The 25,396-nt window shown below is 51.2% G+C and carries 19 protein-coding genes and 1 pseudogene; 7 read left to right on the forward strand and 13 right to left on the reverse strand.

The window, feature by feature from the left end:
• Positions 1-14: 14 nt before the first annotated feature.
• From M3194_RS19690 to M3194_RS19705, 4 genes are read right to left on the reverse strand one after another with little or no spacing between them, the layout of a single operon-like run.
• Entirely contained in the window at positions 15-617 is a 603-nt protein-coding gene (locus M3194_RS19690) for a response regulator transcription factor (RefSeq protein ID WP_251655793.1), read from the reverse strand.
• A complete protein-coding gene (locus tag M3194_RS19695; RefSeq protein WP_251655794.1) occupies positions 618-1,778 on the reverse strand; it encodes a sensor histidine kinase in 1,161 nt (386 codons plus the stop codon).
• On the reverse strand, positions 1,778-2,536 hold the full coding sequence (locus M3194_RS19700) for an ABC transporter permease (RefSeq protein ID WP_251655795.1): 759 nt from the start codon (positions 2,534-2,536) through the stop codon (positions 1,778-1,780). Before M3194_RS19700 ends, M3194_RS19695 begins: the two co-directional genes overlap by 1 nt.
• Before the next feature lie 16 nt (positions 2,537-2,552).
• A complete protein-coding gene (locus M3194_RS19705) occupies positions 2,553-3,443 on the reverse strand; it encodes an ABC transporter ATP-binding protein (protein WP_251655796.1) in 891 nt (296 codons plus the stop codon).
• 197 nt (positions 3,444-3,640) lie between these two features.
• Here M3194_RS19705 and M3194_RS19710 point away from each other — a divergent pair, with 197 nt between their 5' ends.
• Complete coding sequence (locus M3194_RS19710; RefSeq protein WP_251655797.1) at positions 3,641-4,093, forward strand: VOC family protein; 453 nt, start codon at positions 3,641-3,643, stop codon at positions 4,091-4,093.
• Positions 4,094-4,160: 67 nt separating this feature from the next.
• Here M3194_RS19710 and M3194_RS19715 read toward each other — a convergent pair whose 3' ends face one another.
• A complete protein-coding gene (locus M3194_RS19715; RefSeq protein ID WP_397334367.1) occupies positions 4,161-4,826 on the reverse strand; it encodes an HD domain-containing protein in 666 nt (221 codons plus the stop codon).
• Positions 4,827-4,950: 124 nt separating this feature from the next.
• Between M3194_RS19715 and M3194_RS19720 the strand changes: the two genes are divergently transcribed.
• Positions 4,951-5,385: a GNAT family N-acetyltransferase gene (locus M3194_RS19720; RefSeq protein WP_251655798.1), complete on the forward strand. Its 435-nt coding sequence runs from the start codon at positions 4,951-4,953 to the stop codon at positions 5,383-5,385.
• A gap of 48 nt (positions 5,386-5,433) precedes the next feature.
• Here the strand turns inward: M3194_RS19720 and M3194_RS19725 are convergent, their stop codons facing one another.
• The gene (locus M3194_RS19725) at positions 5,434-5,892 is read right to left on the reverse strand and encodes a GNAT family N-acetyltransferase (RefSeq protein WP_251655799.1); all 459 of its coding nucleotides are present in this window, start codon (positions 5,890-5,892) and stop codon (positions 5,434-5,436) included.
• A gap of 117 nt (positions 5,893-6,009) precedes the next feature.
• Positions 6,010-8,307: a primary-amine oxidase gene (gene tynA, locus M3194_RS19730; RefSeq protein WP_251655800.1), complete on the reverse strand. Its 2,298-nt coding sequence runs from the start codon at positions 8,305-8,307 to the stop codon at positions 6,010-6,012.
• Positions 8,308-8,488: 181 nt separating this feature from the next.
• Between tynA and M3194_RS19735 the strand changes: the two genes are divergently transcribed.
• The 4 genes from M3194_RS19735 (at position 8,489) to M3194_RS19750 (ending at position 13,635) form a co-directional block, all read left to right on the forward strand.
• Positions 8,489-9,283 carry a helix-turn-helix transcriptional regulator gene (locus M3194_RS19735; RefSeq protein ID WP_251655801.1) on the forward strand — a complete coding sequence of 265 codons (795 nt, stop codon included), beginning with the start codon at positions 8,489-8,491 and terminating at the stop codon, positions 9,281-9,283.
• A gap of 105 nt (positions 9,284-9,388) precedes the next feature.
• On the forward strand, positions 9,389-10,195 hold the full coding sequence (locus tag M3194_RS19740) for an alpha/beta fold hydrolase (RefSeq protein WP_251655802.1): 807 nt from the start codon (positions 9,389-9,391) through the stop codon (positions 10,193-10,195).
• Between the two features lie 25 nt (positions 10,196-10,220).
• Positions 10,221-11,198, forward strand: a complete 978-nt coding sequence (locus M3194_RS19745; protein WP_251655803.1) for a sensor domain-containing diguanylate cyclase — start codon at positions 10,221-10,223, stop codon at positions 11,196-11,198.
• 1,219 nt (positions 11,199-12,417) lie between these two features.
• Positions 12,418-13,635 (forward strand): MFS transporter, encoded by a 1,218-nt coding sequence (locus tag M3194_RS19750; RefSeq protein WP_251655804.1) that lies wholly within the window; start codon positions 12,418-12,420, stop codon positions 13,633-13,635.
• A gap of 59 nt (positions 13,636-13,694) precedes the next feature.
• On the opposite strand, the gene M3194_RS19755 is transcribed toward M3194_RS19750, so the two are convergent.
• The 6 genes and pseudogenes from M3194_RS19755 to M3194_RS19780 form a co-directional block, all read right to left on the reverse strand.
• The gene (locus M3194_RS19755) at positions 13,695-14,900 is read right to left on the reverse strand and encodes a glycosyltransferase family 4 protein (protein WP_251655805.1); all 1,206 of its coding nucleotides are present in this window, start codon (positions 14,898-14,900) and stop codon (positions 13,695-13,697) included.
• Positions 14,890-15,888 (reverse strand): lysylphosphatidylglycerol synthase domain-containing protein, encoded by a 999-nt coding sequence (locus tag M3194_RS19760; protein WP_251655984.1) that lies wholly within the window; start codon positions 15,886-15,888, stop codon positions 14,890-14,892. Before M3194_RS19760 ends, M3194_RS19755 begins: the two co-directional genes overlap by 11 nt.
• 212 nt (positions 15,889-16,100) lie before the next feature.
• On the reverse strand, positions 16,101-16,442 hold the full coding sequence (locus tag M3194_RS19765; protein ID WP_311291545.1) for an acyl-CoA-like ligand-binding transcription factor: 342 nt from the start codon (positions 16,440-16,442) through the stop codon (positions 16,101-16,103).
• 37 nt (positions 16,443-16,479) lie between these two features.
• Positions 16,480-16,929, reverse strand: a complete 450-nt coding sequence (locus tag M3194_RS19770) for a GNAT family N-acetyltransferase (RefSeq protein WP_251655806.1) — start codon at positions 16,927-16,929, stop codon at positions 16,480-16,482.
• Positions 16,930-17,045: 116 nt separating this feature from the next.
• Entirely contained in the window at positions 17,046-17,468 is a 423-nt protein-coding gene (locus M3194_RS19775) for an ABC transporter permease (RefSeq protein WP_251655807.1), read from the reverse strand.
• Between the two features lie 122 nt (positions 17,469-17,590).
• Positions 17,591-17,749, reverse strand: a pseudogene (locus M3194_RS19780) (ABC transporter ATP-binding protein); the annotation flags it as partial.
• 527 nt (positions 17,750-18,276) lie between these two features.
• Between M3194_RS19780 and M3194_RS19785 the strand changes: the two are divergent.
• Positions 18,277-25,260 (forward strand): Ig-like domain-containing protein, encoded by a 6,984-nt coding sequence (locus M3194_RS19785; RefSeq protein WP_251655808.1) that lies wholly within the window; start codon positions 18,277-18,279, stop codon positions 25,258-25,260.
• Positions 25,261-25,396 lie beyond the last annotated feature (136 nt).

The following is a 25,396-nucleotide window of genomic DNA, read 5'->3' on the forward strand; positions in this document are numbered from 1 at the left end:
CTCGGCCAGCGCTTCTAGTCCAGCCAGCCATTCTTCTCCGCAATCCCTATCGCGTCAATCCGGTTCTTCGCATCCAGCTTCTGAATCGCCTCGGACAGGTAGTTGCGTACCGTTCCGGCGGACAGGAACAGCTTCAAAGCAATCTCGCCGGCAGGCAGCCCCTCCCGCGCCATGCGTAGCACTTCCCTCTCCCGCTCCGTAAGCGGATTCTCCGCCTCCCAGAACGATAAAGCAAGCTCCGGGCTCACCGCCCGCTTCCCGGCGTGTACGTTGCGGAGCGCAGCGGACAGCTCATCGATCGGGGAATCCTTCAGGAGGAAGCCTTTCACCCCTGCCTTCATCGCCCGCTGGAAATACCCTGACCGCGAGAAGGTGGTGAGGATGACGACCAGGCAAGGATGCTTATCGGCGCGAAGGCGCTCCGCTACGTCAAGGCCGGTCATCTTCGGCATCTCTATATCCATCACGCAGATGTCCGGCTTCAGGCTGCGAATCATCTCGAGCGCCTGCTCGCCGTCCTCCGCTTGTCCGACTACTTCAATATCCTCCTCCAGATCCAGCAGGGCGCTTAGCGCACCGCGCAGCATGCCTTGATCTTCGGCTAAAAGCACTCTCATTTAGCTGTCTCCTTTCTTCGATGACGAGCGTACTCTAGGCACGATTATCGTCAAGCAGGTGCCGGCTCCTTTGGATGCTTCGAAACCCAGCTTGCCGTCCACCAGATTGAGCCTCTCCTGCATGCCTCTCAGCCCGTTATGGGCCGGCCCTTTGTCCGTCTTGTCGCAGCCGATCCCGTTATCCCGGATAGCCAGTCTATATTGGTCGGGCGTCATCGCCCATTCAATCACGCATTGGCGGGCCTCGCTATGCTTGACGACATTCGTCACCGCCTCACGCAGGCACATGCCAAGCATATTATCGATAAGCGGGCTTAATGAAGCGGAAGCGGGATCGCCCTGTACCTTTATCGTAATAAAAGCCGCCGCCAATATCCGTTTGGCATTGGACAATTCATCCTGCAGCGTCACCGCATTCATGCCCGACACCAGCTCGCGCACCTGCTTCAGCGCCGCGCGGGAAGTAAGCTGCACATCCCGGATTTCCTGTCTTGCCCGGTCCGGATGATTGGCAATAAGCTTTTCCGCCAATTCGCTCTTTAGCGTAATCATCGTTAGGGTATGACCCAGCGTATCATGCAGCTCTCTGGATATCCGCTGACGCTCTTCCTGCTTGGACAGCCGCGAAATCTCATCATTAGCCAGCTCGAGCTGTGCGCGGAGCAGCTTGGAACGTCTGCCGATAAACATAACGAAAGGCACAAGCAGTATCGCAACGATAGCAGGCAATAACTCAAGCAAGGCTTCCATATGGTTCATAGCTTCGTAATGCCAGACCTCAAAGCCGAATAGCAGCAGCTCACCGGACAGGGCAAAGCCAATCTGCCGCAGGTTGGGCAGCATACCAATTAATGATGCGGTAAAAAAGCCCATATAAATAAAATTCTCATTATAACGCCAGCTGAAATAAGCAATAATGAGCAAATGAACAAACACGGCCCAGATGCGTAAGTATTTGCTCATATGACCTGCGATATAGCTGACAATAAACAATAAAATAAGAGGGAAGCCCAACCATTGCTCCTCAGCCGGACGTTCGGACAGTGCGGTGATCGGAAATAAAATATAGACAAGCCACAGCAGCATAAAGAAAATGGGCGGCCCCCCCTCCGGGGGCCGCTTCATTATAAACCGACGCAAAGCATGCAATTTCTTTTGCATTACACCGCTTCCTGTTTTTTCATGATATAAGACGAAATCGCGAGGAATACGACGACATAAGCTGCCAGAATTCCTACGCCGGTCCAGTTCATGGACACTCCGGCAACCGCGTCCCAAGCCCCTTGGCCAAGGCGATAGGTTGGCGTAAGATGCGCAATGGTCTTCATGGTGCTCGACATCGTATCCGTCGGGAACCACAACCCGCCCAGAATGGACAGACCCATATAGCATATCATGGAAAGCACTTGGACAAAATCCGCGTTTTTGATCGAACCGATCAGCGTGCCAAGACCCATAAACGAGAAGCCGCCGACGAAAATAAACAAGCCGCATGTAATCCAGGTCGATACGCTTAAATTCACGTCTTTGAAAATGCCGCCAACCAGGAACATGACAACGATAATGGCCAGGTTAATAACCGCTTGCGACAGAACCTTGGATAATACATACGACCAGGACGGCAAAGGCGTGATTTTCAGCATGGACAACCAGCCTTGACTCCGCTCTCTCGACAGCCGTTGCGCATAGGAAGTAAGACTCGCTCCTACCACGCCGTACACCGTCATCGACATCAGGTAATAGGCTTTCCAATCCACATTGCCAACTTGCACATTATCGCCTACGGTATTGGTGAAGATAAAGTAGAACACGACCGGCATAATAAACGAGAAAATAACGAATCGGCGGTTGCGCACCGTACGCAGCAGCTCTGCCTTGCATTGCGCCAGCGTTGCTTTCATACTTGTAGATTGACTCATTAGAATAGATCCCCCTTTAGTTCGTGGAGTGGACGATTGCCTGGAACGCATCTTCAAGGCCGCCACTTTGGATTTCAATATCTTTCATGTCGATGCGCTGTTCGATCAACATCACAATCAAGCGGTCCGTATCCCGGCTATGAAGCTTCACTCGTCTGCCGTTCCATTCCATGTCGATAACGCCCGGAAGCTCCTGCAGCTGCTCCGGCGTTACGGCAGTACCCGCCGTAAATGAAATGACGCGGCCCGTTGTCTCCGCTTTAATCTGGCTTGGCGAGCCGTCCGCAACGACCTTGCCTTGATTAATAACGACAATGCGGTCGGCGAGACTATCCGCTTCTTCCAGGTAGTGCGTCGTCAGGACAACCGTGCGTCCTTTGTCCGCCATCGAACGGATCGTATCCCAGAACATTTGGCGGGAAGTGACGTCCATGCCAACCGTCGGCTCATCGAGGAAAATAATTTCCGGATCGCCGGCCGCCGCGAGCGCAAAGCCCAATCGGCGCTGCTGTCCGCCGGACAGCGAAGCGGCCATTTTGTCTTTTTCCTTCTCGAGGCCGGAGATGCGAAGCAGCTCCTGCAGGGAAAGCGGGTTGCTGTAATAGTTGCGGAACAGCTCGATTGTCTCCGCTACCTTCAAGTTATCAATGACGCTGACATCCTGCAGCATCGCGCCGATCCGGTTGCGGACCTTAATATCCTTCGGATTTCCGCCCAGCAGCTTAATCGTTCCGCTCGTCGGCAGCTTTAGCCCCAGAATCATGGAAATGGTCGTTGTCTTGCCGGCGCCGTTTGGCCCGAGCAGCGCGATAACCGTTCCTTTTTCCACCCTCAGCGTTAGATTGTCTACGGCTTTTTTGCCCTGGTAGATCTTTGAGACATTGTTAAGTTCGATTGCATAACTCATTGTCAGCGTCACTCCCGCTATCTATAATTTGTCATGTTGTTCATCTCAGGTCGTTGTCTTGCTTACATCCTCATCTTACCTTTTCGGGATGCGCGCTCCTACGCATGAACGTAATCTCTTGCGGATGACAAATGTCATATCCTGGACGTGATAAGTTACAACAAGACAACCGGCATATACAAAAGGAGCTTACCGATATGATTGATTCCATCTTCGAAACCCACCTGCAAGTAACGGACCTGGACCGTTCCATTACGTTCTATAGGAAGCTGGGGCTGACGCTTGCCCTGCATAAGCCCGAGCGGCGGTCGGCATTTTTCTATGCAGGAGAGCGCAGAGACCTGCTTGCCTTAAAAGAAGTGCCTAAAGGGCAGAAGCTGCAGCCCCGCCACTTTGCCTTTGGCGTTCAGCTTGAGCAGCTGATGAAGGCTTCGGACTGGCTGATAGAGAGGGGAATCTACCCGCTTCCGGGCTTTGGCAAGGATGCGTCGGAACCGTTCGTCCATGCTTGGATGCCCGCGGCAAGCGTCTATTTCAACGACCATGACGGCAATGAGCTCGAATTCATGGCATGGCTGGACGATGAGCCGCAAAGCCTGAACCATGTCCCGCACTTAAGCGAATGGAACCAAATAAAACAGACAAAATAAAACTCCGAAGAGTCTGATTTTGTCTGTTGTAGGCATCCCCCAAGCAGTTGCGGTGATTTATTAAACTCTAACGATTCCCTTCCCATTCCTCGTAAAACTGCTCGACATACTGCTCCATATAGCGATGGCGCTCCTCGGCTATCCGCTTGGCTGCGTCTGTATTGACCAGTTCTTTCAGCTTCAGCAGCTTCTCGTGAAAATGATTAATCGCCGTGCTTTTCCCGTTCCGGTATTCTTCGGCGGTCATCTCGCTGCGGGGCGGAATAGCCGGGTCGTGAATCGGGGTACCCTTCCAGCCGGCATATACAAACGCTCTGGCAATGGAGATAGCGCCAATCGCGTCGAGCCGGTCGGCATCCTGAACAATCTTCCCTTCCAGCGTGCGCATCGGCGGGTTTTTCCCGGCGTTATAGGACATGTTCGAGATGATGTCCATGACATGAGCCCGTTGCTCTTCATTTGGCAAATGCTCTTCAAGCCACGAAAGAACCTTGTGCAGTCCGGCTTCCTTCGAAGGATTCAGCTTCTCGTCGGCTACATCATGCAGCAGCGCCGCAATCGTACAGATGAAGGAGTCCGCTCCTTCTTCCCGTGCTATGCGCCTTGCCATTTGCACAACCCTATGGATATGCCACCAGTCATGGCCGCTTGCGTCCTTCTCCAGCACCGATCGGCTGAACTGTTCCGCAGCGCGAATCATTTTATCTTGTTCGTTAAGCTCTAATGTCATCATTACACCTCAAGATTACTAATTTAACTTCAGTTGTTACTAGCAGCCCAAAATAATTATACCCGTCTCTTCCCTTGCCCGCGATCTCTTTAAGAGAGATGATGATAGAGGAGGTGGCTATAAAGCATTGATCACGCTGAAAAACATAAACGCTGACAATTGGTATGCCTGCACGCTCCTTGAAGCAGCAGAGGAGCAGAAAAAGCTGTTCCCCGCACCTGCCGTATTCTGGCTGGCCGAGGCTGCTTATTGCGAAATGAATGCCTGCGCCTTATATGCCGGCGAAGAGATTGTGGGATTTGCTGTCTATGCCATCGATCCCGAGGACGGAAACTACTGGATTATGGCCTTTATGATCGACCATCGTCAGCAAGGCAAAGGGTACGGACGTTTCGGCATGCTGGCTGTTGTGGAGCATATTCGAGAGCAGCATGGCTGCAAGGTTATCCTATTAGGACATCGCCCCAATAATGATCGGGCTGCACGTTTATATGCTTCCTTGGGTTTCAAGGAAGTCGACCGTACGGAATACGAGGTTATCCGTCAGCTCTCTCTAGCATAAACGATAGAAGGGCCAGCCCTCCCGCAAGAGGTGCCGGCCCTTCTATCGTTACAGCCGCTTCTCATAACAGAGGCTGGATTCACAATCCGCATACTCGCCGAAGCGTTCAATTGCGTAATAGTTATGCTTCCTATAGAAAGCAAGAGCTTCAGGCTGAGGAGCCCCCGCTTCCAAACGGATAAGCGAAAAGCCCGCTCCCGTCGCCCGGTCTTCCAGCTCACTTAGCATACCGGCAGCAATTCCATGTCTTCGGTATGCTGGGTCTACATAGAACCGTTTCAACTCTACAAATTCACGGCCGTGGGGACGAATGCCGCCGCAGCCGGCCGGAACTCCGTCGATATAAGCGACGATAAAGATCATTTCTATCACTTTCGGATCCGTAAAGTCTACGGTAAACACTTCATCGGGATTGGAATACCGCTGAGCCAGATCCTCGTCTAACCTCCGGATTAATTCACGCAAATCTGCGTTGTCATGCGCTACCTGGACAATCGTCCTTTCCATATGATCTCCTCTTCCTCTGTCTTATCGCTTCAGCTATTTTTGACATTATATCTCGACTGTCTAATAGGAAACAACCCGAAAAAACAGGAGCCTCGGCGAGACTCCTGCACTGCTGTATTACTTTTTACCGTTCAAATCTAGCGTTGGCGTCTGATCGAAGAAGTTCCATGGCTTCAGCATTGTATACACCCATTCGGTTGGCATGATTGGCCATTCTTCCGCACGCGCTACATGGGTGGTACCGGTCGTCATCCAGACTACGTTGTCTGTATTCACGATGGGTTCATTATCCGACGTGAACAATCCGAGCCCCGTATCCGTCTTCGCGCGGTTCGGATACTTGCCTTCCGGATAACGCTCATTCTCGTAGTAGCGCGTTACCCACAGCTGCTTATCCATAAAGTTAACGCGGTTGAACAGCCATTCGTCTTTGCTGAAGTTCGCCCCTTTGGCAATGGGATGCGTACCTCCGGCATACGGGATGATTTGATAGGAGACCGGGTTGCCTACTTTATTCTCTTTATTCGTGTTGGTGACCAGACGTATGGTTGACGCGTCAAACTTCTGAGCCGCCTCCTGCTCCGTCCCGACAATGCGCGTCTCGGTCTGCATGGTGCTCTCGCGGGGACCGCCGGCAGTGTTGTCCGCCACAACCGGGTTAACCTCCATTAGAGAGTTCTGCTCCCCGTCCACATCCATATCCAAACGGAAGTTGTAAATATGCTGATGCGTCGTCCCCACGATATTGTGGTCAATCAGCGTGCCGTACTTTGTATCTTCAGCTGCCGTATCGTCATGCATCGTGCTGGATTCTACGCCTTTAACTGCCTCAATCCCGGTTGCTCCGGCGTTAATGCCGATCGTGCCGTTTTGCGCGAACACCCAGTCGAAAATATAATCGTAGTTGCCAACGGTGCTGATCCAGCGGACGACAAGCTCGCGTCTCTCGGCGCTGACGTTATCCTGTCCCATCTCCTGATGCTTGTATTCCGGACCCGCATAACGCTCGAAGATCGCCATCGCGTTCGGAATATTCGTCGCCGCGCCCGTGTAATCCGCAATTGTCGCGTCCAGGAGGACGGCATTATCCGGTACATCCTTGCCCCGGGCAAGCGTAGAGGTCAATGTCCCCATGCCATATTCGCCGGAATCGAGATAAGCCTTGAAATACCAGCCGACATCCGGATCGCCATACGGCACGATCATGCCGCCAAGCGAGCCTTCGTACATAATCTTGCGCTTAGTGCCTTTGTCGTTATACGTTACCGTCGAGAGAATTGGGCCTACGCGGGAATCCAGACGAAGATGGAAGTCCCAGTTCTGCCAATGAATCGTATTTCCCGTAATGGTATAGTTCTTGCCTTCCGGCTCCGTAATCTCAAGGGGCTTCGACGGCGCTGCGGCCGTCATATTGCTGCCGTCATACGGAGTGGCCTTCATCGGAATCGGCACAACGCCGGCGTCCTCAATCTTAATAACCTTCTTCTGTTCCAGGTCAACCACCGCTACCAGATTCTCGATCGGATGCGCCCAATAGTTGCCGTCCCCCGTGTTAAGATAAGCGACTACCTTAAGCAGGCGTTTGTCCTGCTGCAGCTCGTCCTTGCCGTCGAAATAACCAACCGTCAGCGGAGTGGAGACCACCTGCTTCACGTCATTAATGCCGCGTTTCTTCAGAGCAGCCGCATATTCCGGGCTTTGCTCGATGGCCGACTGGACCGTGCCGAAATCATCGATCAGAACCATGCCATGAGCGCCTTCAATCGGCTGCCACGCGGTTACTTTTTTGGTTACCAGATCAACGGTTCCCTCAATGACATGCTTGCCGTCCAAAATAACAACAGCAGCCGAGCGGTGAGCCGATACATCGGTACCGTTAAGCGCAAACTTCCATACCTGATCCTTCGGCGGTGCTTTCAGCGTAATTTCGGTAAAGCGGTAGTTGTCTCCGAATTTCCCTTCCGCCTTCAGAATATTCACGGCTGCTGCAATCTCGTCGGAGGTGAGCGGATTAAGCGGATTCGCCTTTTTCTCGACCTGGAACGTCTGGTCAAGACCGGATTGGAACACCTCGCTAATAAAATGATGGGACACGTAAGCCATGTTCTTCTTCATAATAACCGGCGCTTCCATCTCCAGACGCTGGCCGTTCACCAAGGCGATATTCGAATTTGGCTTTACTTTGACCAGGGTGCTGTTCTTCGTAATGGCAATGGTGCCCGCAAAGCCGTCCCATTTGACCGTCGCCCCAAACTCCTCCAGTGTGGTGCGAAGCGGGACAAATTCTTCGGTGCCTCCATGCGCCGATACCGTTGGTGCCGATAACGGAGCAATTGCACCGCTGCCTAATGCAACCGTTAATGCCGTGCCAAGTACGGCTGATTTTTTCGCGAGCGAACCTTTTAGTCTCTTCATCTTTGTGTGCCTCCCCATTCTCTTTGCTTGATGTTAATTTACCTGACACAAAAGAATAGGGATTGTAAAAAACGGAACTGGCCTGAAATTCGTGTCAGAAAATATAACTTAAATTCATTGACGAAAGAGCAAAGCCTTTGCTATTGTTGTACGCATATCAGGCTTGCGGGAGGAACGGACAATGATGGCGGAGGAACTCATTAGCGGCATTCAATACGGCTTTGAATGGGAGACAACAGGTTACATAGAGCGGAAAATCTTTTATAACGGGCAGCCCGTCATCTATTATCAATTCACGACCGATGCTTCCGAGCGGATGATTCGCGTCGTGCCGGACGGTTGTGTCGACCTTCTCTTCTGCTGCGATCCCGCGCAGCCTACCGCCAGAGTATGCGGCACCGTGCTGCAGGGCAAGGAGCTTTTTTTCAAGCCGAATACCGTTTATTTCGGAGTAAGACTGTCTGCCAGACTTAGTCTGCTGCTGCCGGATCTGCCTTTAAAGGAAGTCATTGAGGTTCAAGCCCCGTTCGAGGAGTCTCTGACGAAATACAAAGACATGGGCACCCTGATTGCGGAGCGTCCCCGCTTCTCCGATCGGATCGCCTGCTTCGAGAAATCCTGCATGCCGATTCTGGCAGGCGATGTCCGCTCCATTCAGATCATTGATTACTGCCTCACGTCGATGCAGCGTTCGAACGGCAGCGTTACGATTCGGGACCTCGCCGAGGATACCGGTTACTCCGAGCGATATATCCGCACGAAATTCGAGCAGTCCCTCGGCATTTCCCCCAAGCTGTACAACCGCATTATCCGGTTCCAACGCGCTCTTAGCGGCATCGTAAGAGGCGCTTCTTCCTTGACGGACGTAGCCATGGAGGGCGGATATTTCGACCAGTCCCATTTCATGAAGGAGTTCAAATCCTTCAGTCAGCTGACTCCGATTCAACTGCGAAAGCACCGGAACACAACCTCCTAATCCTCTAGTAAATTCGACACAAATCAACAAAAGTTCATCCCTATTCTCGAATAATCCGATATAATGTTCATAGTATTTCACTTCTCTTAAGGGAGGAGATTATCTATGAATGCAGATATTCTCGCGCGCAATAATGTGAAGGTGTTCGGCCATGGCAAGCAGCCTATCGTGTTTGCGCACGGTTTTGGCTGCGACCAGGATATGTGGCGCCACATGGTTCCCTACTTCGAACAAGATTATCGGATTGTTCTATTCGACTACGTCGGCTCAGGCGCTTCCCAAATTAACTATTACAGCTCCGACAAATATAACAGCTTGAACGGCTATGCCGAGGATGTGCTCGATGTTATGGAATCGCTCCAGATGGAGGATGCCATATTCGTCGGCCATTCGGTCAGCGGCATGATTGGCATGCTTGCTTCGATAAGGGAATCTAAATATTTTCGGCGGATTGTTATGCTTGGAGCTTCTCCCCGTTACGTTAATGATCTTCCAAGCTATTACGGAGGCTTTGACCGCAACGAAATTGACGAACTGCTGCAGATGATGCAGATGAACTTTATCGGCTGGGCAAGCTACCTTGCTCCTATCGCGATGCAAAATCAGGACCGCGGAGAATTGTCTGCCGAGCTGGAGAAGAGCTTCTGCTCCAGAGATCCGCATATCGCCAGGCAGTTCGCCGAGGTAACGTTCTTGTCCGACTGCCGGTCCGAGCTGAACGCTGCAACTACCCCGACGCTTATTCTGCAATGTACGGATGACAGCATCTCGCCTCCGGAGGTTGGGGATTACTTGCACGCGCAGCTCAAGAACAGCACGCTTCGGCATATGAAGGCAACTGGCCATTATCCGCATCTCAGTCATCCGGAAGAAACAACGCAATGCATTAAGGACTATCTGACCATCTCCTAATAAAACGAAGAAAGGCAGCATTTGAATGGATATCCTGTTAAACGAGGCACCTTGCGGTTATTTCTCCATAACGGACAAGGGACTAATTCATACGGTTAATCAGACATTGTTAACGATGCTGGGTTATGACCGTGAGGAATTGCTTGAGCGGCATATTGAGTCCGCGATGTCCTTGGCGAATAGAATGTTTTTCCATACCTATTTCTATCCCTATATCCAGCTTTACGGCCAAGTGAACGAGATGTATCTCACTTTCCGGACCAAAGACGGCAAGGATCTGCCCGTTTTGTTAAATGGGATCCGGCGCATCCGTGACGGCAATGCGGTGATCGACTGCGTTGCTCTCGAGATGCGGAAGCGGATTGAGCATGAGAAGGATATTATGAAGACTAAGCAGCAGCTGGAGGCTTTGTATCAGGAGACGAACGAAGCCAATCACAGGCTGGAGCTGCTGCATGCCAGGTACGAGAAAAAGCAGCAGGAGCTGCTTGAACTAAACGTTAGGCTTGAGACTCTCGCCTCGACCGATCCATTAACGGGCCTGCGGAACCGCCGATTTTTCCAGGAACAGCTGGAGAAGTATACGGCATTATCGGAGCAGTCGGGAGCAGCATTGTCGCTTTGCATTATCGATATTGACCGTTTCAAAAGCATTAACGATACCTATGGCCACCCCGTCGGCGACCTAGTCCTGACCCGGCTTGCCCAATTGCTGCAGGAACAGTCTGCCGGCAATACGGTTGTCGCCCGCTTTGGCGGCGAGGAATTTGTTATTTTACTGCCGGGGCTGAATCAGGGGCAAGCGCTGGCTGCGGCGGAACGGTACCGGTCGGCCACGGAGACTACTCCGCTCGGGGACTTGAGGATCACCGTCAGTATTGGCGCAGCAACGTTCCGTGCAGGAGAAAGCGGGCTGTCGCTTCTGCAGCAGGCCGACCAAGCGCTTTATCTCTCGAAAAATAACGGCAGGAACCGGGTTACCCATTATAACGCCGGCGTATAGCAAAGCAGTCCCAAGCCTGTTGGCTGGAGACTGCTTCTTTTGTTTGGGTTGCCGGCCGGCAGCCCAAGGGCACTCGGCTGCCCTAACGATGCGAGGCATCGTTAAGGTCGTAAATAGCTGCTTTTTTATGAGCTTAACGATGCGCGGCATCGTTAAGCAGTCTGTATATGCTCGCTTTTGGCCACTTTGGCGCCTTTTTGCTCGATCTTAACGATGCGCGGCATCGTTAAGGTCACTAACTAGCTACTTATTTATGAGCTTAACAATGTACAGCATCGTTAAGCAGTCTGTATATGCTCGCTTTTGGCCACTTTGGCACCTTTTGCTCGACCTTAACGATGTACGGCATCGTTAAGGTCGCTAACTAGCTGCTTTTTTTTGAGCTTAACGATGCGCGGCATCGTTAAACAACCTGAATATGCTAGCGTCTGGCCACTTTGGCGACTTTTGCTTGCTCTTAACGATGCTGGGCATCGTTAAGGTCGCTAACCAACTGCTTTTTATCAGCTTGACGATGTACAGCATCGTTAAGCAGTCTGAGTATGCTCGCTTTCCGCCATTTTGGCGTCTATTGTTCGACCTTAACGATGTACGGCATCGTTAAGGTCGCTAACTAGCTACTTATTTATCTGCTTAACGATGTGCGGCATCGTTAAGCAGTCTGCATATGCTTGCTTTAGGCCATTTTATCGCCTTTTGCTCGACCTTAACGATGCGCGGCATCGTTAAGCAAGAACCGGACCATCAGCGATGGAACGGTTCTTCATCTATAGGGCTTCTTTTAAACAATAGACCATAGAGGAACAATGCCATTAAGATCAGTGCAGCAGAGACTAGAAGGATATACACGGTAACAGAATGAATGTACTCCCTGTGAAAAATAACAATCTGCAAGGCAGATATCATACTTAAGCCAACATTTTCCCGATTGTACTTGGTTAGTCTATATCGGAAAATCCGATAGAGAAGTATAACAAAAATGGAACCTAGAATAACTATTCCGAAATAAATCACTACGCCGGCCTCCTGATACTTGTTAGTTTCCAGTTGTATCCAAATAGTACCATGCTATAATGAATCTGGCTATGCATTATGCTGCTTGTTCCCTAACGATGACAAAGACAAGGACTCCTTAAAGCTTTACATCAGCAAAAATACAGGTAAAATCGTTAAGACCGAGCCTTAAAACTAATACGCTTGCCCGAAAGGAACCGTCATCATGTCATCCGTTCATACGCTTCACTCTCCTGCCTCGCCGGCTGCCAAAGGAACGCTGTCCAAAGGACTGCTGCTTCTGATGGCTTTCACCGCCGGCATGACCGTGGCGAATTTATATTACAATCAACCTCTGCTTGCGGATATTGGCCGATCCTTCGGCGTTGCTCCCGATGAGGTTGGCTTTGTCTCCACCTGCACCCAAATCGGCTACGCGCTGGGCATGTTCCTGTTTGTCCCGCTTGGGGATATCAAGGAACGCAAAGGACTTATCACGGTCCTGCTTTCCCTGGTCTGCCTTTCCCTGATTGGCGTAGCTACCGCGCAAAACCTCGCCTGGATGTTTATCGCAAGCTTTGCTGTTGGTCTCACGACCATCGTGCCGCAAATACTTATTCCGCTTGCAGCTACACTCGCTGCTCCCGGTGAGCAGGGTAAAGCTGTCGGCACCGTAACCAGCGGCCTGCTGCTTGGCATCCTGCTTACCCGGACCGTATCCGGCCTAATCGGCGGAACGTGGGGATGGAGATTTATGTACGCGCTCGCCGCAGCAGCTATGCTCGCTCTGCTCCTGCTGCTCCGGATGAAGCTTCCCGTCAGCCGCGCGGCAGCCGAGCTGCGATACGGCGAGCTGTTGGTCTCGATGGGAAGGCTCGTGAGAAAATACGCGACACTCCGAGAATCCGCACTTATTGGCGCAGCCAATTTTGCAGCCTTCAGTATATTCTGGACGGCATTATCCTTCTATGTCGAAGGCGAGCCTTATCATTACAGCAGCCAGATCGCGGGCTTATTTGGCCTCATTGGCGCGGCCGGCGCGTTAGGCGCTCCCTTCGTTGGCAGACTGGCCGACCGTATCCCCACCAAGTGGATGATTGGCGCCTTAATCTCCTTGAACATTATCGCTTATTTGCTCTTTGGCCTGCTTGGCAGTATGCTATGGGCGCTAATTATTGGCGTTATCTTACTGGATCTTGGCGTACAAGGCACGCAGGTCGCCAACCAGACGCGTATCTATGCGCTGGAGCCACCGGCACGCAGCCGTCTGAACACGGTTCAGATGGTGACCACTTTCCTCGGGGGAGCCATCGGCTCTTCCGTCGGAAGCTACGCTTGGCATGAGTGGGGCTGGCCCGGAGTAAGCTTCGCGGGCGGAATCGTTGGGCTGATCAGCTTCACGGTATGGCTTCTTCACCGCCTGAAGAAGGAACCTTCCCGCTAAAACAAAAAACGCTGTAAAGCCGGTTCACCTTACCGGCCTTACAGCGTTTTTCCATCTCATTAGGAGCGCATCCGCTCAACCGCGCTTTTTCCCGCCCGCTTATAGCTTGCCGCAGCCGGACTGGAGCAGATGCGCCCCGCATATTGATCGAACACTTCAGCGAGCGCGTCATGCTGGAACTGCAGCTTCGCGCGTTTATATCCCTCGCGCACCAGCCGCTCGCGCAGCGGCGTATCGCTTGCGAGCCTTACAACCGCATCCGTAATCGCCATAAGCGATTCGGGCTCCACAAGAAGACCGGTCACACCGTCCAGCACCGCTTCCGAGGCACCTCCGGAGCGGCCGGCGATTACCGGCACGCGGGCGGAGGCTGCCTCCAGATAGACGATGCCGAACCCTTCGGCATCGCCTTTTTCCAGCTGCCGGCTTACCATAATGAACTGATTCGCCAGATTGTAATAATCGTTCAGCCGTTCCGTTCCGCTTACTCCGCCCACGAAGCGGACCCTGCCCGACACGCCTGCCGTCAAGGCCAGCTGCTCCAGTCTGTCGCGATCCGGTCCATCTCCCACTATCACATAGACCGCATTCGGGATATGGCGCACAATGGCAGGCAGCGCTTCAATCACCCGATCATGGCCTTTGCGCGTAACCAGCCGTCCTACCGACAGAAGAACGTATTTCCCTTCCAGTCCGTGCTCTCTCCTTAATTCCTCATCCGCCGGCTTTGGCTCGAACAAGCTTTCCACACCGGGATGAACAATGCCGATTCTGCCGGCCTCTACCCCATAATCCTCCACCAGCTGCCTTGTGAATTCGCTATTGACCAGCACCCCGTCCGCCTTGCGCAGTATAAGCTTCACAATCCGATTAAGCCCGATATAGCGGCGGAACATCAGCATATCCATGCCATGGGCTGAAATGATATAACGGCGTCCTCCAAACATCCGGAACAACAGTCCAATAAAGCCGATTAACACATAACCGTATACCGTTACATCAGGCTCCTCGCTTCGCAGCGTTCTCTTAACCTGACGGAACAATCGGCCCCAACTGAAGACATCCGCTCGTTCCCCTCGCAAGAACGCGCCCCTCACAATTCGATAAGGCTGCCCCTCATCAAATAATGCACAGTCCGGATATTCCGGAGCGATAACCGTCATTTCGTGCTTGGTATGTTTGGACAAATTGTAATAGTAATTCTGCATGCCTCCGACACCCGGCGGAAATACCCCCGCGACCAAAACGATCTTCCTACGTTTCATATACCTTCTCCCCTCGCGAAAGATAGCATACTCCCTTAATAACCGCCCAGAACAATACCTCCGCCATAATGTTCCACAACCGGGCAATAACCGAGATCTGAAGCGCCGTCTCCGTCCCAAGCTTCATGGACAGGAAATACACCAGGAATCCTTCCCTTACGCCAAGCCCGCCGGGCAGAGGACTCACAAGCCCAAGGAGCCAGGAGGTTGCAAACGTCCCCGCGGCATAAAACAAACCTATCTTCCCTTTATCAAAGCTATTAGTCAGCATCCAGAAAGCAATTCCCATGATGAAATGGCTGCCGAGAAAGCAGGCCAAATAAGCAAAAAACTGATTTCGGGTAAGACTGACCTCCGAGCCGGCCATCTCCCCCCCGCCAAACGACTTTGTCATTTTCCCGATCATCCGCTGCAGAAATCTCCATCTCGAGGCTCGGACGAACAAGCCTTTGACCAGCTCCGTAAGCGGAGCATAGAACCAATAGATAAGCAGAAACACGGCAACCAGCAGCAGCCCTACCCAGATCGGAACAATATGCAGACTAATAATCAGCATTAAAGCGTAGACCAGGGCCGCCGCAATAAGCAGAATATTCTCGTACACGATCGCGGCGAATTGGGCATCCAGCGGCACTCCCGCTTTGGTCGCCATGACAATTCGTCCAGCAACGTTCCAGAATCCTCCCGGAATGTATTTGCCGAACTGGGTTTCAATAAATATGCGAAGTCCATGAAGCATCGAAAGTCTCGTGCTGCCGCTAAACCTTCCGGTATCGGATAAGGAGGCATTGACGATTAACACCCAAATACCGGCTTGAAGCATCAGAAAAACCGAGAATAAGAGCAAGGACAGGTAAAACCGGCTGTTCGCATGTACCAGGAAAGACGTAAGATCCTCCAGCTTCAGCGGAATATTGCGAACGATAAATACGACGATGATGGCCAAGACAGCGACCTTTAGCACCGTTGGCACCAGCTTGCGGTACATCGGCAACCATCAACACCTCCTGACAATATGAAGCCATCTTCTCATTATAAGATTGTTCTGTTATCCGTGATTTATCTAGAATGCCGAATTTGGTAAAAATCAATACCTTTTCCAAGAATGATTGAAACGGCTTCGCCGGCGAATTCTTGGCCTTTATATGGATAATGCTTCTAAAAAAAGAGCCGGCTGAGGGGCAGCCGGCTCTTCTGCAGTTATTTTCCCAACAATAATCCCGTGTCCAATTGCGCTAATGCTTCATCGATTTTATCGAAAAAATTAGCGTCGTCATGCTCTAGACAATACAGCTGCACGGACATGACAGCCCCTAATACCGCGCCCGAGAACGTAAGCACCTCGAAGTCATTCTCCGGATGTCCCGTGCGCTCGGACACAATGGCTGCGAACAGCTTCAGCGTATCATTAAGCTGGAGCAGCAAAGCCGCGTGAAGCTCCGGAACAGAGAGCATCAGCTTCATCCTTCCCTGCAGCGCCTCCTTGCCTTCGGAAGAAATTTCTTCGAACCCGGCGCGAATCGCCGCACGGAAAGCTTGAATGGGTGTCTAATCGCGAGGCTGCCTTTAAAATCCCCTTTTAACCCAATTCCCTCAGCTTCTTCTTAAAGCCCTGGTTATCGCTGGAGTAGCCCAGCGCACGATAGAACTGATGCGCTTTCTCCCGGTAGCCGCTCGAGACGAAAATGATGTAGCTGCAGCCGCGTTCTTCCGCAAATTGCTCGAGCTTCTGCATCAGCATTTTGCCGATGCCTTGTCCTCTATAGTCCGGGCTGACCACAACATTCTCTACCACCAGAAACGGATGACAATCCCCGACCAGGTCATAACACTCGATCCCCATCGCTGTTCCTATAACCTTGTCTCCGTCACAAGCAGCAGCAAGGAAATAATGGTTATCTTCCGTTACCTTCTGTAATTGCCTGCTCATCACTTCTATGTTGGAAGGTACCTCCATCAGCTCCTCGAACAGCCAGGCCAAATCCTGAAGGTCGCTAAGCCCCGCTTCTCTTAACACAATCGTTGACATATTACTTATCCTCCTGCCTTTCCTTACAGTAGAACATTGTATCATTCCGGCATGCCAAAAAACGAATAGGCCAAAGACCGCTTCCCTGCCAGGGAAGCGGTCTTGTTATGTCCAGGCTAGTCGGCAGCCCGCCAGCTGATCATCCGCGAAATAAACACGAAAGAAACGATAATAAAGCCGATCAGAACCAGAACATCAACCGTCACTGCCGGTGTCCACCCATTGGTCAACATCTCCCGTAAGGCAGAGGCCGAATAAGTCGTTGGGAAAATATATCGGATATACCTTAAAATCGGCGACAGCTGGCTCTCTTCCATCATGACCGGCGACAGGAACCCGACGAACATCATCGATCCCTGCACAAGCATATTGGTCATTTGATGATCCGGGGACCAGAACCCGATTCCTGCTCCGATCCCAACCATGCTTAGAACGGCCAGCAGAAAAATCGGGACAAGTCCCCACTCATAATGAAGCTGGATGCCGTATACGAGCAGACCGATAAACGCCATAATGATGACGGAAGGAAGATCAGTCATTAGTCCTCGCACGAGCTGGGTTACGACAAATATCGCTTTGGAGATAGGAAGAGAGGAATAGAAGGTGAAGTAGCCTGCATGCTTTTGTCAAGAAATTTCCTGCCCCAGCGCGTTAAAGCCCCGTCTATCTCCAACAGTCTGCCGTAATTGATAAAAGCGACACGGTCAACCACTCTCTCCGCTTCGAGCACGTTATGGGTTACGAGAACAATGGTCGCGCCCTTTCTATTCTGCTCCACGATAATATCCCAGACGAGACGCCGGTTAAGCGGATCCAGCCTTTTCGGCTGCTTCATGATATAAGGTAAAGGTGGTTCCGGAAAAGCCGTATTCAGGAAAAATCTTCACCGCTTGCCGGAGGATCAATTCCCTCTTCTCTTGTCTTGCTTTGGCATTGACGGTTCTTCAATGGTGCGAAATCTCTTCCTCATTCTCCTTTATCACAAAAATATTTCCTAGCAAGAGAGCAATAATTAACCTATTCATACAGGAATGTTACTTGCAATAAATCCCTTGATCACAAGCTACTTCTGTCTATATTCCAACTGAATACGCAACATGTATTCCTATATTTCCCACACAGCATCAAACGGTCCATTTTATCTATTTGAATTAATTTTTATTCCAAATTAAGGGATGCCTTACACCCCTTAAAAACTGGATAAAACTAGCAAAATTTCAGTTGACGCTGTCGACTGCTGTCTATTATAGTTATTTAGTACTAGTTTGGTGTCGAATATCAAGGGACTTTGTTCCTAAAATTTGACGCAACGAGTGTTTACTATAATAGAAGAAAGGAAGTGAGTCTATGTTGGCTCGAACATCGGCCTTTACGAGAATTGCCCTATTGCTTCTTGTACTAGGCGTTATGCTCGCAGTCACGCATCCAACTGCCACCAAAGCCGCAGTAAATGTTGTTGACATCAAGAGCAATGCGATGAATTTCACCAACTATACCTTGATTTCCGGCCAGGCCGGGATAAAGGACGCCGTCTACAAGTACACGAACGTGATTACTAGGGACGGTATTACAATTGATGCCAAGGTGACAATCAAGGAAACAAACAATGCCTCCTTGGCAACCAATACGCTGGACAATAACGTCACAAATCTGAATGACCGTTTCAATCCATGGGTAACGACGACCCAAAACAACGGTTATCTGACCTTCCACTTTGACTTTATTGATCAAGCAACCGGCGATCCGGTTTCAATCAAAAATTTCTTTGTGACGGTCATTGACATTGACGGAAGTAGCTCATCAGCTAAGGAATTTGTCGAAATGTCCGGCTTTGCGAGCTATTCTGTGAATAATCCTACACAGCTTGTGATTGGTGCCGGATCCAATGGCAGAACCAAGTTCGCAGGAAGAAACTCTTCCCTCAACGGCACCACCTTCGAGAACACGGCATCGGTTATCGTCAACTATACCGCGCCAATCAGCGGCTTGGATCTTGTTACCGGCAACACCAGCGTTCTGAGCGAGCGTCAGTTCTCCATCAACTTTGGTGCTCCGGGCGGTACGTTCACTACTCCGGTACAAGTAGACAACGGAGCCTCTCCTACTATCGACGTTACAATCGATGACGGCGGAGACGGAAAACTAACCGCGGGTCAGGATAACGTTGGTTCAGTTAAGGTTTCCGGTTCTTCCAACGCTGGAACCGGACAGCCGGTTACTCTTACGGTTAAAGATTCCACGGGCACCGAACGAAATTATGCAACAACCGTTGGGTCAGACGGGAAATACTCCGTTCAGCTCGATTTCTCCGATCTGAAGTACGGGACGATCACCGTAGCAGCGGATACGGTTAATGCACAAGGCAATCCGGCCAAGACGGCAACGGATACAACGAATAAAGTAAATACGGCACCTGTTGCCGAGGATGCATCTTTCTCGGGCGACGAAGATACCGTATTTAACAAATCTCTGAGCGATAAAGGCAGCGATATTGACGGTGACTCCATTATCTATTCGCTTGTCACTGCTCCAATGCACGGCACTATCACTTTAAACGCCAACGGATCTTTTACATATACGCCAAATGCGAACTACAACGGTCCGGACAGCTTTACTTACAAGGTAAATGATGTGGCGCTGAACTCCAGTGCAGCTACGGTAACTCTAACGGTTAATCCGGTTAATGACGCGCCAGTCGCGAATAATTCCAGCACCAGCACATTGGAAGGAACTCCGGTCGATGGCACAGTAACGGCAACGGACATCGATCAGGATTTATTGCTATTCCAAGAAGCCGATTTACCGCAGCATGGCAATCTTCAGTTCGATGGAATCGCCGGCACTTACACGTACACGCCTGACGACGACTTCATCGGAACAGATACTTTTACCTTCACAGCCCATGATGGCACTGACGAGTCTAATAAGGCTACCGTCACCATCACCGTAACAGCGGCGCCTAATGCTGCACCGGTTGCACAGGATGGCAGTGAAAGCACAAATGAAGATACGCCGGTTAACGGTGCGGTATCCGCAACGGATGCCGATAACAACACGTTAACCTATACGCTTGTTACCGCGCCTGTAAACGGTACGGTCGTCATGAATGCAGACGGCACGTTCACGTACACGCCAAATGCCAACTACAATGGCACGGACAGCTTTACGTTTAAAGCCAATGACGGCAAAGCCGACTCCAATGTCGCAACCGTTAACCTGACGATTAACGCAGTTAACGATGCGCCTACTGCGAATAACTCGAGCAAAATAACTGACGAGAATATAGCTGTAAGCGGAACGGTAACAGGACAGGATGTTGAAGGTACGTCACTTACTTATAGCCTTGATACAGTTCCTGTTAATGGTACGGTCGTATTTAATATCGATGGTACTTATACGTACACGCCAAATCACAATTACTCCGGATCGGACAGCTTTACTTTTGTAGCTAACGACGGAGCACTGGACTCGGCTCCCGCTACTGTAACCATCACGATTAATGAAGTGAATGAAGCTCCTGTCGCTCAAAATGACACCCTGCAAACCGAGGAAGACAAACCTCTTGACGGCAGCGCGTTGGCAACGGATAGTGACGGAGATTCCCTTCAATACTCGGTAGTCGGCCAGCCTTCCCATGGCGATGTAACCATGAATTCGAACGGCACGTTCACCTACACGCCTGATGCCAACTACAATGGCCCGGACAGCTTTACGTTCAAAGCCAATGACGGGTCGGAAGATTCGAATACGGCATCGATCAGCATCACAATTACGGCCGTAAACGATGCGCCAACAGCTGATGCTTCAAGCAAGACAACAGCGGAAGACACTGCGGTAAGCGGCAGCGTAACCGGCCAGGATATTGACAGCAGCACGCTGACTTATGTCCTTGTCACCGAGCCTGAACACGGTACGCTGGCGTTTAATCCGGACGGTACTTATACGTATACGCCGGATAAGGATTTTAACGGCTCCGACAGCTTTACGTTCAAAGCCAATGACGGATCCCTTGACTCCGCTCCGGCTACCGTTACAATCACGGTTACGCCGGTGAACGATGACCCTTCGGCGGTTAACAGCGGCGTTACGACAAACGAAGATACACCGATTAATAATTCCGTATCCGCTAACGACGCGGATAACGACACCATCACTTATACGGTTGTAACCGCGCCTGAGCATGGTACGTTGACCTTGAACCCGGACGGTACTTATACGTACACGCCGGATCCAAACTTTAACGGCGAGGATACCTTCACCTTTGAAGCCAACGACGGACATGGCGGCAAGTCCACCGGCACCGTTACGATTACCGTAACTCCGGTAAATGACGCGCCGGTTGCGGACGCCGGAACTAAAACAACAACCGAAGATACGCCGGTATCCGGTACGGTTACGGGACAAGACGTGGAAAACAACACGCTGACTTATACCCTTGTAACGGAACCTGAGCATGGTACGGTTATTTTGAACCCGGACGGTACTTACACGTATACGCCGGATCCTAATTACAACGGCCCGGACAGCTTTACCTTTAAAGCAAACGACGGTTCGGCGGATTCTTCCCCAGCTAAAGTCGACATCACGGTCACTCCGGTGAACGATGCGCCTGGCTCGGAGAATAGCTCAGTTACCACGGCAGAAGATAAGCAAGTGAGCGACAAAGTAAAAGCAAGCGATGTAGACGGTGATTCCTTGACCTATACGCTTGTGAATGAGCCGGATCACGGCACGATTACTTTTAACCAAGACGGTACGTTTACTTACACGCCAAACCCGAATTACAACGGTCCTGACAGCTTCACCTTTACAGCGAACGACGGACAGCTGGATTCTCCTGAAGCGACTGTCAGCATTACCGTAACGCCTGTAAACGATGCGCCAACCGCTGATGCGGGCAGCAACACAACACCTGAGGATCAACCGGTAACCGGCACGGTAACCGGCGGTGACGTAGATGGTACAACGCCAACCTACGTTATCGTGACAGAGCCCGAGCACGGCACTGTGGTATTAAATCCGAACGGCACTTATACGTATACACCGGATCCGAACTATAACGGCCCGGACAGCTTCACCTTCAAAGCAAATGACGGTACCGCGGATTCTGCGCCAGCGAAGGTGGACATTACGGTTACCGCCGTGAATGATGCGCCAACCGCATCTAATGACACTGCTGTTGTTGATTCCGGCTCCAGCGTGACGGACAGCTTTATCGCCCAAGACGTTGATGGCGACTCCCTTACCTTCTCGGTTGTGACCCAGCCGGCGCATGGTACGGTTGTTATTAACAACGACGGCACTTACACGTATACGCCTACCGCCGGTTATGGCAGCACGGACAGCTTTACCTTTAAAGCAAATGACGGTTCTTTGGACTCCAATACCGCTGAGATTTCCATTACGGTTCGTCTTCTCGACGGATGGGTTGGCGACCGCAGCGTAACGGACAATTCCGAATGGACTGTTGCACCTAACAAACCGCTGAAAATCTCCGCCATTACGGATATTTCGGCAACAGCAGTTAAAGCAGCCTTCGACTTCGACGGTCCGGACAACGGCACCGAGAACGATACGTTGACTCTAACACTTGCTAATGAAGAGACATACTTAACAGACGGATTCAAAAAATGGGAAAATGTGCAGTATCGCCTTCCCGCAGAAGCGGCAAGCGGCGCTCACGCGGTAACCTTCACTGCTTCAAAGGGTGAAACTGCATTGCCGGCTGAACCGGCTTCCAAGCTGCAAAACAATAACTTTACCGTAGTCCGTGCCGTATCTATTGACGGAACGGTTAAGGATCACAATTCCCAAGCTCCTATCGAAGGAGCAAAGGTTACCTTGTACGATCCAACGGGAACAAACAAAGTAACGGATACAACAACAAATGCTTCCGGCTACTACAGCTTCCCGAATGTCCGTACCGAGCATTACCTGATTGTTGTAGAGAAGCAAGGTTATGCAACGCGTAACCAAGTGATTAACGCCCTGCCGGGACAAGCTGCTGAGACAACGATTCACCAGAACTTTGAGCTTGTGAAATATATTCTGAAGCTGACGGCTAACCCTAGCTCCATCGTCGGTGACGGACATACGATCTCGAAGCTGACAGCTGTCCTGACTGATATGGACGGCAAACCGCTCAAAGACGTCAACATCACGTTCTCCGCATCGCTCGGAACCTTCCTTGGCGGTTCCCCAACAGCGGTAACGGATGCGGCAGGCAAAGCAACGATTCAATACCAATCGTCCAAGATCGAAGGTATTTTATCGCAAAGCGTTCCGGTAACCGCTACGGCAAATGACGTAGAACGCAGCATTTATGCCAAAGAGCAAATCATTATCACATTTGAGCCTGCTTCCGTTACGGGCGTTGTAGCTACAACGGATAACGGTACGCGCACCATCGTTGCGGGCGCAGTCGTGAAAATCACGAAAGACTTTGACGGCGACGGCGTTATCGACTTCGCGGCCGAAGCCGTTACCGACGCAGACGGCAAGTACAGCATCGCTGTTCCGCGCGGTGACGAAAGCTACAATATTGAAGTGATCAAGACCGTTCAAGTAGGCGGCCAAACCAAAGAGGTTTCCTTCAAGCAAACCGTTGAGGTTGGCGCGGTAAGCGGAAACGCCGGCGAAGTTTTCGAATCGACCAAAACAATTACCGGCCTCCTTACGCAAAAGCTTCCAACCGGTCAGAACGACACGCTTAAACAGGAATTCATGAATCAGGTAACCGTGAAGCTGATTGGTCCGGCACCGGATCATAAAGAATTCTCCGCACCTTTGAAAGACGGCGTATTCAATATTCCCGGCCTTGAACGGAATACGGAATATCAGATCGCAATCATCTTCAAGGTTCCGGATGCAGAGCACGGCGGCTTTAAAGACATTATCATTAACGCATTAGACAACAACGGTACGCTTCCGACAATCAAGCTGGCGGCGAACGGCGAAATGAACATTCTTAACGAGCTCATTGACCCGTATGGCGACATTACCGACAACAACACCCATGCTGCCATTGACGGCGCAACCGTAAAATTGTATTACGCAAACACGCCGCGCAATATTACTAACGGCAATACGCCTGGCACGGAAGTTAAGCTTCCTGAAATCGTAGGCTTTGCTCCAAGCGACAACGCGAACCCGCAGACAAGTAAAGACGGCGGCAAATACGCGTACATGGTCTACCCGACAACCGATTACTACATCGTTGCAACGGCTCCAGGCTACGTCACTTATACGAGCCCAACGATCCCTGTCGAGTTTGCGATTGTCCGCCACGATATCCAAATGTCCAAGGCGGCTGTTACACCTGCCGGTAAACCTAACGTCGTTGTTAACGTATCGGTAGACAAAGACAGACAGGAAGAAAATACGGCAGGCAAGATCAAAGTAGAGTACCTGAACAACGGTACGAAACAAGCAACCGGCGCAACCGTTACGCTGACTCTTCCGGAAGGCACAACGGTAACCAAGGCCGACGGCGGCAAGGTTGAAGGCAATAAAGTGACCTGGAATGTTGGGGATCTCAATGTCGGAGACAAAGGCGTCCGCAATGTAGAAGTGAAGTATCCGTCCATTAAGGAGACAGAGCTTCTCGTGACGATCTCCGTTGAAGGCAAAGCCAGCCAAGAGCTGCTAAACCCTGAAGCGGCAAAAGCATCCGTTAAAGTATTGCTGTTCAAAACCGGAAACGAGACAGTGAAGCATCAACGCTACATTCTCGGCTTCCCTGACGGCAAATTCAAACCAAGCCAGAAGCTGACCCGCGCGGAGCTTGCGGCCATTATCGCACGCCTCCTGAACGGCGGCTCGACAACGCTGAAAGCCGATTTCAAGGATGTGCCTTCTACCCAATGGGCTAGCGGTTATATCCGAATCGTAACGGACAGCGGCATCTTCAAAGGCTTTGCAGACGGCACCTTCCGTCCGAATCAACCGGTTACCCGCGAGGAATTGGCTACGGTTATGGTCCGCTACCTGAAGCTTGAGACATCCATGCCAATTACTCCGCAATTCGGCGACAGCGATGGACGCTGGTCCAGCGCAGCGATCGAGGCCTTGTTCCGCAACGGTCTGACAACGGGTTACCCGGATGGCACGTTCCAACCGGGCAAAGACATCGTGCGTCTTGAAGCCGTAACGCTGATCAACCGCCTCCTGTACAGAGGACCGCTGACGGACGTAGAGCCATCCTTCCCGGATGTTAAGAAGAGCAACTGGGCGTTTGGTCAAGTCGAAGAAGCAACAAGAAGCCACGAAGCTACACGCACATCGGACGGCAACGAGCATTTCGTTAAAGCACTGGACGACAATGTGAAGTAAGACACGATTAGGCCGGCATTCCTTGAACTGAAGGACTGCCGGCCTTTCTTTTAGGGATATGTTATTAAGGTAAATTAGGTATTTAGTCTAAACTTACTGATGGTTTATGCCGAAATGGAGTTTATATAAATAAATA

This window comes from Paenibacillus glycanilyticus (genome assembly GCF_023715145.1).
GTDB lineage: Bacteria > Bacillota > Bacilli > Paenibacillales > Paenibacillaceae > Pristimantibacillus > Pristimantibacillus glycanilyticus_A.